This is a genomic window from Pseudomonas sp. C7.1 (assembly GCF_056312395.1).
In genome coordinates this window covers 2,724,958-2,738,822 of record NZ_JBWDTL010000003.1, presented here as the reverse complement: position 1 = coordinate 2,738,822, position 13,865 = coordinate 2,724,958, and the positions used below count along the sequence as shown (strand labels likewise).

The 13,865-nt window shown below is 57.7% G+C and carries 9 protein-coding genes; 6 read left to right on the top strand and 3 right to left on the bottom strand.

Going from position 1 to position 13,865, the window contains the following annotated elements; genetic code table 11:
• Nucleotides 1–59: 59 nt before the first annotated feature.
• Nucleotides 60–1,151, bottom strand: coding sequence for a hypothetical protein (locus tag AC0T4W_RS16275; RefSeq protein WP_476320710.1), 1,092 nt, complete (start codon nt 1,149–1,151; stop codon nt 60–62).
• Nucleotides 1,152–1,272: 121 nt separating this feature from the next.
• Here AC0T4W_RS16275 and AC0T4W_RS16270 point away from each other — a divergent pair, with 121 nt between their 5' ends.
• The 5 genes from AC0T4W_RS16270 to AC0T4W_RS16250 all read left to right on the top strand — a co-directional run bounded on the left by AC0T4W_RS16270 (nt 1,273) and on the right by AC0T4W_RS16250 (nt 10,359).
• A complete protein-coding gene (locus tag AC0T4W_RS16270; RefSeq protein WP_476320708.1) occupies nt 1,273–3,411 on the top strand; it encodes a nuclease-related domain-containing protein in 2,139 nt (712 codons plus the stop codon).
• 291 nt (nt 3,412–3,702) lie between these two features.
• Nucleotides 3,703–4,923, top strand: a complete 1,221-nt coding sequence (locus tag AC0T4W_RS16265) for a DNA cytosine methyltransferase (protein WP_476320706.1) — start codon at nt 3,703–3,705, stop codon at nt 4,921–4,923.
• Between the two features lie 202 nt (nt 4,924–5,125).
• Nucleotides 5,126–6,646: an IS21 family transposase gene (gene istA / locus AC0T4W_RS16260; RefSeq protein WP_476315505.1), complete on the top strand. Its 1,521-nt coding sequence runs from the start codon at nt 5,126–5,128 to the stop codon at nt 6,644–6,646.
• A gap of 16 nt (nt 6,647–6,662) precedes the next feature.
• Nucleotides 6,663–7,418: an IS21-like element helper ATPase IstB gene (gene istB, locus AC0T4W_RS16255; RefSeq protein WP_476316371.1), complete on the top strand. Its 756-nt coding sequence runs from the start codon at nt 6,663–6,665 to the stop codon at nt 7,416–7,418.
• A 397-nt stretch (nt 7,419–7,815) separates the two neighbouring features.
• Nucleotides 7,816–10,359: a hypothetical protein gene (locus AC0T4W_RS16250; RefSeq protein WP_476320704.1), complete on the top strand. Its 2,544-nt coding sequence runs from the start codon at nt 7,816–7,818 to the stop codon at nt 10,357–10,359.
• Nucleotides 10,360–11,008: 649 nt separating this feature from the next.
• Here AC0T4W_RS16250 and istB (AC0T4W_RS16245) read toward each other — a convergent pair.
• Together istB (AC0T4W_RS16245) and istA (AC0T4W_RS16240) are read right to left on the bottom strand one after the other, a co-directional pair.
• Nucleotides 11,009–11,764, bottom strand: coding sequence for an IS21-like element helper ATPase IstB (gene istB, locus AC0T4W_RS16245; protein WP_476317799.1), 756 nt, complete (start codon nt 11,762–11,764; stop codon nt 11,009–11,011).
• Between the two features lie 16 nt (nt 11,765–11,780).
• Entirely contained in the window at nt 11,781–13,301 is a 1,521-nt protein-coding gene (istA, locus tag AC0T4W_RS16240; RefSeq protein ID WP_476318161.1) for an IS21 family transposase, read from the bottom strand.
• Between the two features lie 172 nt (nt 13,302–13,473).
• On the opposite strand from istA (AC0T4W_RS16240), the gene AC0T4W_RS16235 reads away from it, so the two are divergent.
• On the top strand, nt 13,474–13,842 hold the full coding sequence (locus AC0T4W_RS16235) for a 3'-5' exonuclease (protein WP_476320701.1): 369 nt from the start codon (nt 13,474–13,476) through the stop codon (nt 13,840–13,842).
• Nucleotides 13,843–13,865 lie beyond the last annotated feature (23 nt).

Below are 13,865 nucleotides of genomic sequence, written 5' to 3'. Positions count from 1 at the left end.
CATCAGCTGAGAACCTTCGAACACTCATTACTGCGGCTGCAGCGATCCGCAATAGATTTTCAGATATCCGGCCTTACAACGAGATTGGGGACCGCTTTTACCGACATGCTCGGCTTGGCAGAACAGTACATTCGCTTGTGAATGTTTGCTGGTAGGTCGGGTGATACGTTTGTTTCAATTAGCCCGCGCCCTTCGACAGCGCAGTACGTGCAGAATCGCGAGCCTGGTGCGCTGAGCAGGAAGCAGGCTTTGCATTCCGCTGCCTTTCCGTTCCAGTCACGCAAAGCTTTCAGCATCGTTGCCGCGATGAGTTCAGATCTACCGTTTGCAGTGGCGTCTTGTGGCTGAGGTTGCCGATGGGCTGCCATTTCAGCTTGCATGGCGCGATGCGTCTTCAACGCTAAATCATGCTCGGCCGCTTCATTTGCGATGGCAAGCTGTCGGGCCTGTTCTTCAGCTTCACGCTCGGCCTGTTCTTTTAGCCAGGTAGCGTTCAGCTCAGAGGCCCGTGATTGGAGCTGCTGCAGCTTCAAGGTTTTTAACGCTTCGCCACGAAGACATCTGATCCAGGAGCGATTCGAGGGATCCTGCAGCACGGCATGCATGAAGCTGTCAGCATCATTGATCTGCTCAAGGGTTAGGCGGTGCAGGTCAATCTCCATGCTGGAGTGTTCGAGAGCTTGAAGCTGACGGTAAAGCTCATGCTCCATCCTGGAGGACATCTTGACGCGTACGATCAACTGTCGCCTAGATAGGTGAAGGACCGCGTGGCCCCTCATGCCATCTAGTTCAACAAACCTTTCGACTGAGTCTGCTGTGACTGCTACGGGTGGTAGTTCGACCTTTTCTTCCAGCACTCTGCCGCTTGCTATGGCAATTCGGGCCATGTCGAGGAAGTTAGGTAGCAGGAGCTGCTTGTGCTGCACGATCAGTGCAACTGCAGCGCGTCTGACTCCCTCGCGAAAGCCCGTGGTGCAATCATTTGATTGAGCGTGGCGAAAGTGAGGAGCAACTTTTTCGCCATTGTTGGCAGCATTCAGTGGCTGCCGGCAACCTGGGCAAATGCAGTTGCAGCGAAGACCATTCTCGACTTCAAAGGCGCGGAATAGGGCTCCATCACGCTCACCAAAAGGAATTTTGTTTTCGTGCATCATCCATGCTCCACGGTTTACATCGCCCGGCCGGATGATAGCCGGTGAGCGTGCGCTCAAGAAGATCGGGTTACAACAATCCCGTATGATCACAGCACTATTGGGCGAAGGATGATCAGTTGTGCAGAATCAGGATCTGCGGTGCCAGGAGTATTACCAGACTCGCTTTACTGGTTATCTAAATCAGTTCGCCCCAGGCAGAGCACTCGACGAGTGCCTGCATGATTTTCTGGATCAGCGTCCGCAAGGCAAGTACACCGCGCGCAATCGAGCGGCTGGATTGGTTGCTGCTGATTTCTGGTTGGTGCCCACCAACCTTGAGGGGGCTCAGGTTGCAAGCTTGGCGCTGGCGCGCGTTCTGCATTTCGATGATGTGATCAGCACGCAACTGCTGGATCATTTGGCAGCTCATCATCCAGATGTTCTGCGCTGGGCCATTCGCTACTCGAAGCTGTTTACCCGCAGCGGATCACCGCTCTGGAAGCATCTTCGGGAGACGCTGAGCGGCGATGCGTGGCAAGAATTCTTTGGCGTCTGTGATCGCCTTCTGCAGCAACTCGAACCTTTTGATGAGGTAATCGTTCAGGCTGAGAGTCAGCTTAAGTCGCTCTCCCTGCTTGAGCTGCTTTCCTACCTCAGTGTGTTGGCCTATGACCGTCTGGACGAGGTAGATGATGATCCTGCTGGCAAGGATTGGGGCGTCTACGAACGGATCGTTCTGCGCAAGCTTAAAGTCTGCACCGAATCTGATTTTCGAGTATCCGAGGATGTACTCGGGCGCTCGCTGAAACGGCATCTGTCGCCAATGCTCTTCCCTCAGCCTAGCGGGGGGACTGAATGCGCAACTCATTTGAAAGCTTTGGCTGTATTGGCCGCTGCGATGCGTGAACGCATTGACTACGAAGGATCCATCGACTGGTTCTGCTACGACAGTGAGTGTGATTACCAACTCAGGCCTGGGCAGTCAGTCATCTTCAATAAGACCGATGAGGGCACGCAGCGTTGGCAGCGTACCGAGCGCAAAAGCCAGTTGTTCTGGTGTTACTGGATGCGCCGTGCAGTTGAGGTGTTTGCTACTTCAGGTATGGCGGGGAAGATTATCGGCAGCCCTGAAAACCATGAGGCCAACCAGCTCGCGTATATAAAAGCCGTTCGTAGCCAGCTCTACTTAAAGGTTGTCTTCGGGCTAGGTGAGCGTGTCAGGCTCAACGATGGTGCTGAAGTTTCGCTGCATCACGCCATGCTTGCCAGCGAGTTGACGATGGCGTTTTTCGAGCAGGCATACCTGCAGCCTTATCAGCGCCACCTAGACGACCTGGGAGATCCTTTAGCAGCACTCGGGCGTTTGGCCTTTGAGGGGTTGCTGCAGGGAGAGAATCGCTTTCCTATGACCTGGTCGGAGCTGCCAGATAAAGTTCGGCGGATCCGTGCATGGACGGTCAGTGATGAGCATCCTGCAGGTGACGCTGATGCAGCCAAGGCAATTTTACAGTTTTGGACCAGTGATCTGCAGGTGCTGTCTACACAGCTCAAGCAGGCGCCAAGCATGCCAACGCCAAGGCTGTACGAACGGCCATTTTACAAGATCGGCCGCTACAGCTTTCAGTTTCCCTGGGTTGCTGGCCGGCAGAACAGTTTGACTGCAGCGGTGAATAACCTGCGTCGTGTTGAGCAGCGTCGGCCTGAGCTGCGCGGCGAAACCGAGCGTGTGGAGCACGAGCTCGCCGAGGCGCTCAGGCAGAGGGGGTTCCATGTGGTTGTAGGCTATCAGCCTCTCTGCAGTGAAGAGCCTGACGCCGGTGAGATAGATCTGCTGGCATACCTGAACGGTGTGATGCTCTTGCTAGAGGTCAAGTCCGGATTTATCCGCTCAACACCGCACGAAGTCTGGCTGCATCGGACAAATACCCTGCGAAAGGCTGCCAGGCAATTGGAGCGAAAGCAGCCGGCTGTAATCAAGACCTTGCAAGCTGACTCAGATTTACGCGCCCGGCTTGGGGTCAGCGAGCACGAATCGATTTCAGCTCTGCATGCTTGGGTTGTCGACACGTCGATTGAGCTTGATGGTGAGGTTGTTGATGGCTTTCGTGTCGTGTCGCGCGAAGTCATTGAAGTGGCCTTGCGCGATGAGCAGCATTACCTGAGGGCGTTTGATCAAGGAGAAGAGGAAGAGCCTGCGTCGCTTTATAAGCATGGGTTCAGCGCACGGGCGTTTGTCCAGGTTATTGAGCGCAACGAGATTTGGGAGAGAGTGCTTTAGGACGCGGGGATTTTAGTAAGTCATAATTGCGGGCTACTAAATTAGCGTATTGTGCGCTGTGTTTTAGCGATCACTCAGAGTCTGCCAGGGTACGCCGCAGCTAGGAGTTTAGGATTTCATCGAAGCTCAGTAAAATAGCAATTATGCAAAAGCCTAGGATTTAAGGGCTGATTTAAGTTACAGCCACGTTTAAGTGAGTGTAAGTACGATTCTCAGTCTTAAACTAAATAACCGTGTTGCACTCAGCTCCTGCGGCCGTCGACTAATTATAGGAATCTGAGATTCATTTCGATGTTCAATACCAAGAAAAAATTAAAAGAAGAATTTAAATTTTTCGAATTCTTCGCCGGAGGAGGTATGGCCCGAGCGGGCCTTGGCAATCAATGGCAATGTTTGTTTGCAAATGACATTGATAAGGTAAAAGCATCTACATATATAAATAACTGGGGGGATGGCCATTTTGACGGGCGCGATATTCGAGAGGTGAAATCAACTGACCTTGAAGGTAATGCTGATCTGGCGTGGGCCTCATTTCCATGTCAAGACTTGTCTGTCGCTGGAAATGGTTTGGGTATCGGTAGCTCGAGCGCCGACAGAGTTACAAGGTCGGGGGCGCTTTGGCCTTTTCTTGATCTAATTAGTGAGTTACGCCAGGAGTCGCGACAGCCACCGCTGCTGGTTTTGGAGAATGTGGTCGGACTACTTACGTTGGAGCGAGGTCGAGATTTTTCAGCCATATGCTCAAGTCTTGGAGAAATGGGGTATCGTTACGGTGCAGTTATAATTGATGCAAAAAATTTTCTTCCTCAATCCAGGCCTCGTGTATTTATTGTGGCGGTAAATCGAGAGGTTGATATTCCGTCAAGTCTTGTTAGTGACGCCCCCCAAAACTCTTGGCATACCCCGACGTTACTGCGCGCCTATCAGTCACTACCAGAAAGTACTCATTCTAATTGGGTTTGGTGGGACTTAGGGCTCGCGCCAGTTCTGAAAGAAAATGCACTCGAGCAGATTATAAAAATCGAAGATGTTGAGTGGAACACGTCAGAGGAAACTAAAAGGTTCATCGATATGATGGTGCCTATTCATGTTGCTCGCCTTGAGGAAGCGATGTCTTCTGAGCGTTTCCGTGTGGGTAGCCTTTACTTGCGGATGCGTCGAGATGGTGCTCTAAACAAGCAGCGTGCGGAGATAACTTTTTCACCAACTTTAGGCTGCTTAAGAACTCCTAGGGGTGGAGGGTCGCGACCAAGAATTATTGTGGCAGGCGGGGGGCAGGTGAGGACGCGCCTACTTTCCATCCATGAAGCTGCAGCGTTGATGGGGTTAGAAAACACCTACAAGCTACCTGAAACCTATCAGCATGCTTTTAAGGTTATAGGGGATGGTGTTGCTGTTCCCCCTGTTCGCTTTCTTGCAGATCGCCTGCTTGAACCGCTCGCCCTGGCTGCCCGTAAGGGAATAGCGCTTCGAGCGGAGAGGATGGCTGCCATGCTGTCCGAATGTACATGATGCGGATTCCGCGCTGACTCGGACACCCATTCCACGCACATCCGGACAGTGATTCCACGCTGATCCGGACACCCATTCCACGAGCATCCGGACACTGATTCCACAGCCATCCGGACACTTTCTGGCAGGCAGCTACGCAGGATTTATTCACTACCATTGGCCTCTTTTTCGAAGCAGAGAGGTCGTCGTGGAGCGTTTATCCATGCGTAAAATCCGTGAGGTGTTGCGCCTCAAGTTCGATTGCGGGCTGTCTGTCCGTAAGATCTCCCGCAGTCTGGGCATAGGTCACAGCAGTGCCGGTGATTACCTTTGCCGATTCACGGCCTGCGGCCTCTCCTGGCCGCTCCCTACTGAGTTGTCCGACGCCGAGCTGGAGCGGCGCCTGTTCCCGCCACCGCCGGAGATCCCCTCTGAGCAACGACCAACTCCCGACTGGGCCTGGGTGCATGCCGAGCTGCGCCGACCAGGCGTGACCCTGGCGCTGCTCTGGCAGGAGTATCGGCTGGGCCAGCCACAGGGCTTCCAGTACAGCTGGTTCTGCGAGCACTACCGGGCCTGGGCCGGCAAGGTCGATGTGGTGATGCGCCAGGAGCACCGCGTCGGCGAAAAGCTGTTCGTCGACTACGCAGGTCAGACGATGCCGGTGATCGACCGTCACAGCGGCGAGATCCGCCAGGCGCAGGTATTCGTCGCGGTACTCGGTGCCTCCAGCTACACCTTCGCCGAGGCCACCTGGTCGCAGCAGTTGCCGGACTGGCTGGGCTCCCATGCCCGTTGCTTCGCCTTCCTCGGCGGGGTGCCGGAGATCGTGGTGCCGGACAACCTGCGCAGTGCGGTGAGCAAGGCCCATCGCTACGAACCGGACATCAACCCCAGCTACCGCGACTTGGCCGAGCACTATGGCGTGGCGGTGGTGCCGGCGCGGGCGCGTAAGCCCCGCGACAAGGCCAAGGCCGAGGTCGGCGTGCAGGTGGTCGAGCGCTGGATCCTCGCCGCCTTGCGCCATCGCCAGTTCTTCTCCCTGGACGAGCTCAACACGGCCATCGCCGTGCTGCTGGAGCGGCTCAACCAACGGCCGTTCAAGAAGCTGCCGGGCTCCCGGCAGTCGGCCTTCGCCAGCCTGGATCGCCCGGCTCTGCGCCCGTTGCCGGAGCAGCCCTACGTCTATGCCGAGTGGAAGAAGGCGCGGGTGCATATCGACTACCACGTCGAGGTCGATGGGCATTACTACTCGGTGCCCTACCAGTTGGTGAAGAAGCAGCTGGAGGTGCGTCTGACGGCCCGCACCGTGGAGTGCTTCCACGCCAACCAGCGGGTGGCCAGCCACGTACGCTCCCTGCACAAAGGCCGGCACAGCACGCAGACCGAGCACATGCCCAAGAGCCATCGCGAGCATGCCGAGTGGACGCCTCAACGGCTGATCCGCTGGGCCGAGCAGACCGGCCCGAACACCGCCGGCGTAATCAGCCACATCCTCGAACGGCGCGTGCATCCGCAGCATGGCTACCGCGCTTGCCTGGGCATCCTGCGCCTGGGCAAGCACCACGGCGAAGAACGGCTGGAAGCCGCCTGCCAGCGCGCCCTAAGCCTCGGTGCCTGTAGCTACAAAAGCCTCGAATCGATTCTGCGCCAAGGCCTGGAAAACCTGCCGCTGGCTCAACAGAACCTACCCCTACTACCGGACGACCACGCCAACCTGCGCGGCCCCGGCTACTACCACTGAACAAAGGAATCCCACCATGCTGCCTCACCCGACCCTGGACAAGCTGCAAACCCTGCGCCTGCACGGCATGCTCAAAGCCCTCGCCGAGCAACTGAAAACACCCGACATCGACAGCCTGAGCTTCGAAGAACGCCTCGGCCTGTTGGTCGATCGCGAGCTGACCGAGCGCGACGACAAGCGCCTGAGCAACCGCCTACGCCAGGCCCGGCTCAAGCACAACGCCTGCCTCGAAGACATCGACTACCGCGCCCCGCGCGGGCTGGACAAGGCGCTGATCCTGCAACTGCGCAGCGGCCAGTGGCTGCGCGACGGCCTCAACCTGATCATCGGCGGCCCCACCGGCGTCGGCAAAACCTGGCTGGCCTGCGCCCTGGCCCACCAGGCCTGCCGGGACGGCTGCAGCGTGCGCTATCTGCGCCTGCCACGGCTGCTGGAAGAACTGGGCCTGGCACATGGCGACGGCCGCTTCGTCAAGCTGATGAGCAGCTACGCCAAGACCGACCTGCTGATCCTCGATGACTGGGGCCTGGCACCGTTCACCAACGAACAGCGCCGCGACATGCTGGAGCTGCTGGACGACCGCTACGGCCAACGCTCAACCATCGTGACCAGTCAGATGCCGGTGGACAACTGGCACGAACTGATCGGCGATCCGACCCTGGCCGACGCCATCCTCGACCGCCTGGTGCACAACGCCTACCGGATCAACCTGAAGGGAGAGTCGATGCGCAGGCGGGCGAAGAAATTGACGACGCCGGGCACCTCAGACTAACAATGCATATCCTGCGTCGCTGCGCTCCGACTGCCTGTCCGGATGACCGTGGAACAGGTGTCCGGATCAGCGTGGGCTGAGTGTCCGAATGGCGTGGAATCCGCATACATGACACGTTATTGTGACGTGCACTATCTTTCGATAGTAGATAGCGCCGTTATGGCGACACAGTGGGGAGGCTTTGATTGTCAGTGAGGCGGTCGTTTGGGTGTTGCCTTTCACAAGGTAGAAGTGCCAGTCTCAAGCGCACAGATAAAAGTGCCGTAATGGCGGTTGATTTCGCAGATGATTGTCTGTGAGTTTAGGGATCTAGGGCGACGACAAAAACTTAGTGCAACACCTGACCTTGGATCTTGGGCTGACAGGGATATTACGTTTTCTACAAGGATGGACTGCTGTGGACTTTCCACGCACTTTTGACGCATGGGAAAAGAAGCTCGTCGATTTTTTCTTGGTCATTGGCCCAGACGGTGACGCTAGCCCTATCCGCACCTTTGAAGTTACTACACGCGTGCTGGCACAGGTCTGCGGTGCCCCTCAGGGGGCTGAAAATAGCGCAGAAGACGCTTTCCGCCTCATGCTCGCGCGCGATCCATTGCTGATGGACTCACTGCGGTTGGGCTCACAGCGCTTTGAAAAACCAGATGTGCCTAACTGTTTTTCCTATCTTGTTTTCACTTTGCTAATCGATAGTTTCCTCGACGGGAATACGACCCAAAGCGGTGAGTTTCGTCAAAAGCTTGTGGCTTGGCTGGGTGGGAGCAACGCCACAGTATCTAATCTTCGCGGTGTTGCATTGATGTGGGAAAGCCTGGCGCGCTGGCTCGATGTGCGTGTTCGTTCCGGGGAGCCATTTAGACGCTTGATCCTGCCCGATCCCGGCGCTTGGTCGCATATTGGATACACGCGACGTCTGTCGTTTCCGAGCCGGTCTGATCTGCGTTTAGTGGTCAAGTTTTGCCAAGAACATCCGAGCGCTCATCGCGACCCACATGTCGCTATTACTGCTTTTGAGAGGGAGTTGATAGGCGGTCGTGATTCTTGGGGGCTGCGTCGTGCATTCGAAGAGTTTCGTGCCGCTTACTATAGACAGCGCCGCGCTTTGGGTGACCTGTGTTTTTGGCGCCTGATGGAGCAAGCTTCAGCACTGACAGGGCGTCCGACACGCAGCAGTGTCACGGTCGAGATGCTGTTCGATGTGGATCAGCGTGCCCTCTTCTTTGCCAAGCCCGATGTAGACGGCGAGGCAGAGCCGTTCGTATCACTAAACGCTGCGCTGGTAGCGGCAGATGTCGAGAAGAGCGATAACCTCGCGACGGCTGCTGCTCTAGGCATTATGTTTTTCCGTCTGGTCGGTACAGGACGTTGGCGCGCGGAGCCTGATGCCAAGGATTCCTTATACGGCCTGCATGTGGCTGTGGCAGAACGGCATCTACGGAAAATCGGCGATCGATTGGGTGCTCTTGCTGTTAGCGATTCATGGGCGATTACAACGTTGCCCCTGACTCTTGAGTCCATCAAGGCCGCGCTCCGAATAGCCAAATTACTGGGTACTCAACAGGAGCGGATCGTGCGCCCCTGCCTGTCTGGCGGCGTGCGTAGCGATGGTATTTGGCTTGGCCGTCCTCGGTTTCTACCAACTCTCGAATCCGACACATCTGACTATGTTATTCAAAATGCCTCGTTAGGCACAGCGAGTGACGTGTTAGGTATTGAGCATGCTCAGTTAAAGGCCTCAGAGCCTTTTGAAGGGGCCTTTTGCATTCATCCGACTCTCCTGGGTGGTGAAGAACAAGCCCCTTGGAGCATTCGCCTGGAATTTGTCAGAAATGCTTTCGTGCATACAACTCTTGCGAGTGCGCGCTATAAGTTGCGGCCGCTGCACGACTGGGTGCCGAACACCTCGGTGCGAGTAGCTACCAACACGCACGCGACGCTGGTGTGGGAGCCGGGTGAACTCGCCTGTGCAGATCTTCTCGAGGTTGTTTACGCAAACGGTCGCAGTGGATGGGAGGAGGCTCAGATCATCTCTCTCCTGAAATGCGCCGACGACGCGGTAAAGCCATGGCATCTTCTGCGCAGCCTTCAGGATGCGGGTATTGTCGAACCACGTCTGCGCGCTGGTTGGAAAGGACGCGTTTGGACTCTGAAGGAGCCGAGCATCATCGAGATTCATCACCAGGGAAAGATTCTTGCTGTGGTCGAAGGTGGGCTTTGCGAACGCTTAATCGAGGATTTCAAACTTGCAGTTGAAGGTCTTGGTGGGACCCCTTTTCGGCGCATAGGTGTGTCCCCATGGGCTGCTCCACTGTTTGGCGCTCAAGATGTTTTAGCTTCAGAGCTCGCCGAACGTCTGGGATGGCGTTTCGTGGCCGAACCAACAGCTTCAACTGAGAAACCATTGTCATTTGCCGAAACGAGGCATCAAGCGCTGCACTATGTCCCGAAGGATATTTGGTCTTGGACAGCAAAGCGCTTCATCCCCGGTGAAGTGGCTAACGATGATGTTCGTCTTTTGCGACTGACCCACATTGGCGAGCGAGACCACGATGTTTACCGCATCGAGCATGGCAACGAAACGCACCATTATCTTTCGCGTACGGCCGCCATCGTTTCTGCCCATGCCTTAGCTCGAGCACCATTGTTTGCATGGTGCCCCGAAGATAGGGTGATTACCGTTAGGGGGCGCGAAGGTGGCCTTCCTGATGCTTTAGCAACTGAAACGCGGCGTCGCATGCTTTGTAACGGGGGGCCACGGGGGAGTGATTACGTTTATCCCGCTAGCGATGAAGTGGTGCATTGGCTGGCAGGGCAACTACCTGGTTGTTTTGTTGGTCAGCCCCCTGGTTTGCAGCATGAGGTGCCGACCATGGTTGGTCTCGCTCGCCGATCGTTCGGCCGCTTGCGCTTGCAATGGCGTAACGGGTCGATCGTGCTCTAGCATTTAATTATTTGGAAGTTGGGTTATCTATGGCAGCAAACTTGGCGTGGTATGCCGGTCAATGTGTGAAAAGAAATGATGTCAACATTACTGTCCGAGTCACTGCTGTTCGGTTGTCAGAGGCGTGGTCGCTGCTTGATAACCCACAAAAGCTTTTCCCTAAGGCGGGGGAGGTAGAGGTTCGCCTATCAAATCCCTCGGGGTATCACCCTAACGATTGGGTTACTTTCCAAATGGCTCCAAAAGAGCCCAGGGGGAAATGGAAGGCATCCACTTATCGTGCCCTCATACCCTTTCTTGACCTGGAGAGCATTGGAGATCTTGCATCTCTGCGCAGGTGCCTGACTGAAGATGGAGTGGACGGCCTTTCTCAGGCCGGAGCATGCGCGATTCGATTCAGTGAAGATCGCATCATCATGCTCAACCTGGCGGTTTCACCGGACAACCGATACCGGATGGCGCCTGTCAGCAACTTTTATGTGTATGCCTATGACCATGAGTGCGTGCACCACATTCCGTCAGATGCGACCGACGTGTCTCTATATGCGGATTCCACGCCATTCGGACACTCAGCCCACGCTGATCCGGACACCTGTTCCACGGTCATCCGGACAGGCAGTCGGAGCGCAGCGACGCAGGATATGCATTGTTAGTCTGAGGTGCCCGGCGTCGTCAATTTCTTCGCCCGCCTGCGCATCGACTCTCCCTTCAGGTTGATCCGGTAGGCGTTGTGCACCAGGCGGTCGAGGATGGCGTCGGCCAGGGTCGGATCGCCGATCAGTTCGTGCCAGTTGTCCACCGGCATCTGACTGGTCACGATGGTTGAGCGTTGGCCGTAGCGGTCGTCCAGCAGCTCCAGCATGTCGCGGCGCTGTTCGTTGGTGAACGGTGCCAGGCCCCAGTCATCGAGGATCAGCAGGTCGGTCTTGGCGTAGCTGCTCATCAGCTTGACGAAGCGGCCGTCGCCATGTGCCAGGCCCAGTTCTTCCAGCAGCCGTGGCAGGCGCAGATAGCGCACGCTGCAGCCGTCCCGGCAGGCCTGGTGGGCCAGGGCGCAGGCCAGCCAGGTTTTGCCGACGCCGGTGGGGCCGCCGATGATCAGGTTGAGGCCGTCGCGCAGCCACTGGCCGCTGCGCAGTTGCAGGATCAGCGCCTTGTCCAGCCCGCGCGGGGCGCGGTAGTCGATGTCTTCGAGGCAGGCGTTGTGCTTGAGCCGGGCCTGGCGTAGGCGGCTGCTCAGGCGCTTGTCGTCGCGCTCGGTCAGCTCGCGATCGACCAACAGGCCGAGGCGTTCTTCGAAGCTCAGGCTGTCGATGTCGGGTGTTTTCAGTTGCTCGGCGAGGGCTTTGAGCATGCCGTGCAGGCGCAGGGTTTGCAGCTTGTCCAGGGTCGGGTGAGGCAGCATGGTGGGATTCCTTTGTTCAGTGGTAGTAGCCGGGGCCGCGCAGGTTGGCGTGGTCGTCCGGTAGTAGGGGTAGGTTCTGTTGAGCCAGCGGCAGGTTTTCCAGGCCTTGGCGCAGAATCGATTCGAGGCTTTTGTAGCTACAGGCACCGAGGCTTAGGGCGCGCTGGCAGGCGGCTTCCAGCCGTTCTTCGCCGTGGTGCTTGCCCAGGCGCAGGATGCCCAGGCAAGCGCGGTAGCCATGCTGCGGATGCACGCGCCGTTCGAGGATGTGGCTGATTACGCCGGCGGTGTTCGGGCCGGTCTGCTCGGCCCAGCGGATAAGCCGTTGAGGCGTCCACTCGGCATGCTCGCGATGGCTCTTGGGCATGTGCTCGGTCTGCGTGCTGTGCCGGCCTTTGTGCAGGGAGCGTACGTGGCTGGCCACCCGCTGGTTGGCGTGGAAGCACTCCACGGTGCGGGCCGTCAGGCGCACCTCCAGCTGCTTCTTCACCAGCTGGTAGGGCACCGAGTAGTAATGCCCATCGACCTCGACGTGGTAGTCGATGTGCACCCGCGCCTTCTTCCACTCGGCATAGACGTAGGGCTGCTCCGGCAACGGGCGCAGAGCCGGGCGATCCAGGCTGGCGAAGGCCGACTGCCGGGAGCCCGGCAGCTTCTTGAACGGCCGTTGGTTGAGCCGCTCCAGCAGCACGGCGATGGCCGTGTTGAGCTCGTCCAGGGAGAAGAACTGGCGATGGCGCAAGGCGGCGAGGATCCAGCGCTCGACCACCTGCACGCCGACCTCGGCCTTGGCCTTGTCGCGGGGCTTACGCGCCCGCGCCGGCACCACCGCCACGCCATAGTGCTCGGCCAAGTCGCGGTAGCTGGGGTTGATGTCCGGTTCGTAGCGATGGGCCTTGCTCACCGCACTGCGCAGGTTGTCCGGCACCACGATCTCCGGCACCCCGCCGAGGAAGGCGAAGCAACGGGCATGGGAGCCCAGCCAGTCCGGCAACTGCTGCGACCAGGTGGCCTCGGCGAAGGTGTAGCTGGAGGCACCGAGTACCGCGACGAATACCTGCGCCTGGCGGATCTCGCCGCTGTGACGGTCGATCACCGGCATCGTCTGACCTGCGTAGTCGACGAACAGCTTTTCGCCGACGCGGTGCTCCTGGCGCATCACCACATCGACCTTGCCGGCCCAGGCCCGGTAGTGCTCGCAGAACCAGCTGTACTGGAAGCCCTGTGGCTGGCCCAGCCGATACTCCTGCCAGAGCAGCGCCAGGGTCACGCCTGGTCGGCGCAGCTCGGCATGCACCCAGGCCCAGTCGGGAGTTGGTCGTTGCTCAGAGGGGATCTCCGGCGGTGGCGGGAACAGGCGCCGCTCCAGCTCTGCGTCGGACAACTCAGCAGGGAGCGGCCAGGAGAGGCCGCAGGCCGTGAATCGGCAAAGGTAATCACCGGCACTGCTGTGACCTATGCCCAGACTGCGGGAGATCTTACGGACAGACAGCCCGCAATCGAACTTGAGGCGCAACACTTCACGGATTTTACGCATGGATAAACGCTCCACGACGACCTCTCTGCTTCGAAAAAGAGGCCAATGGTAGTGAATAAATCCTGCGTAGCTGCCTGCCAGAAAGTGTCCGGATGGCTGTGGAATCAGTGTCCGGATGCTCGTGGAATGGGTGTCCGGATCAGCGTGGAATCACTGTCCGGATGTGCGTGGAATGGGTGTCCGAGTCAGCGCGGAATCCGCAGCTTTGAGCGAGGCCGGTATCGCCTTCGCCTCGGGGCAGTCGGCCAAGGGACGTGGCGCGTTGTATGGCAGCGAGGATGCGGTCAAGATCGTCAGCATGCATTCGAGCAAGGGCTTGGAGTTCGGCCTGGTGCTGATCCCCAACCTGGGTGAATTGCCGAAGAAAGGTGAAGACGAAGCCGATGAGGCGCGCCTGCTCTATGTGGCCATGACCCGCGCCATTGATCGGCTGGTGATGACCTACCGGGAGCCGTCCAGCTTTACCCGCAGAATTGCAGACTCAATCGGCAGCGTGCGCCAGCACCTGGATCAGATGGACTCACAGAAGGAGGCCGGTTGATATGAGTCCATCCTCCGAGTGTT

Bases quoted from the DNA above. Each gene is read 5' to 3' on its own strand.
- istB (WP_476317799.1), bottom strand. From the start codon at position 11,764: ATGCTGCCTCACCCGACCCTGGACAAGCTGCAAACCCTGCGCCTGCAC.
- istA (WP_476318161.1), bottom strand. From the start codon at position 13,301: ATGCGTAAAATCCGTGAAGTGTTGCGCCTCAAGTTCGATTGCGGGCTG.
- AC0T4W_RS16275 (WP_476320710.1), bottom strand. From the start codon at position 1,151: ATGCACGAAAACAAAATTCCTTTTGGTGAGCGTGATGGAGCCCTATTC.
- AC0T4W_RS16265 (WP_476320706.1), top strand. From the start codon at position 3,703: ATGTTCAATACCAAGAAAAAATTAAAAGAAGAATTTAAATTTTTCGAA.
- AC0T4W_RS16235 (WP_476320701.1), top strand. From the start codon at position 13,474: ATGGGTGTCCGAGTCAGCGCGGAATCCGCAGCTTTGAGCGAGGCCGGT.
- istA (WP_476315505.1), top strand. From the start codon at position 5,126: ATGCGTAAAATCCGTGAGGTGTTGCGCCTCAAGTTCGATTGCGGGCTG.
- istB (WP_476316371.1), top strand. From the start codon at position 6,663: ATGCTGCCTCACCCGACCCTGGACAAGCTGCAAACCCTGCGCCTGCAC.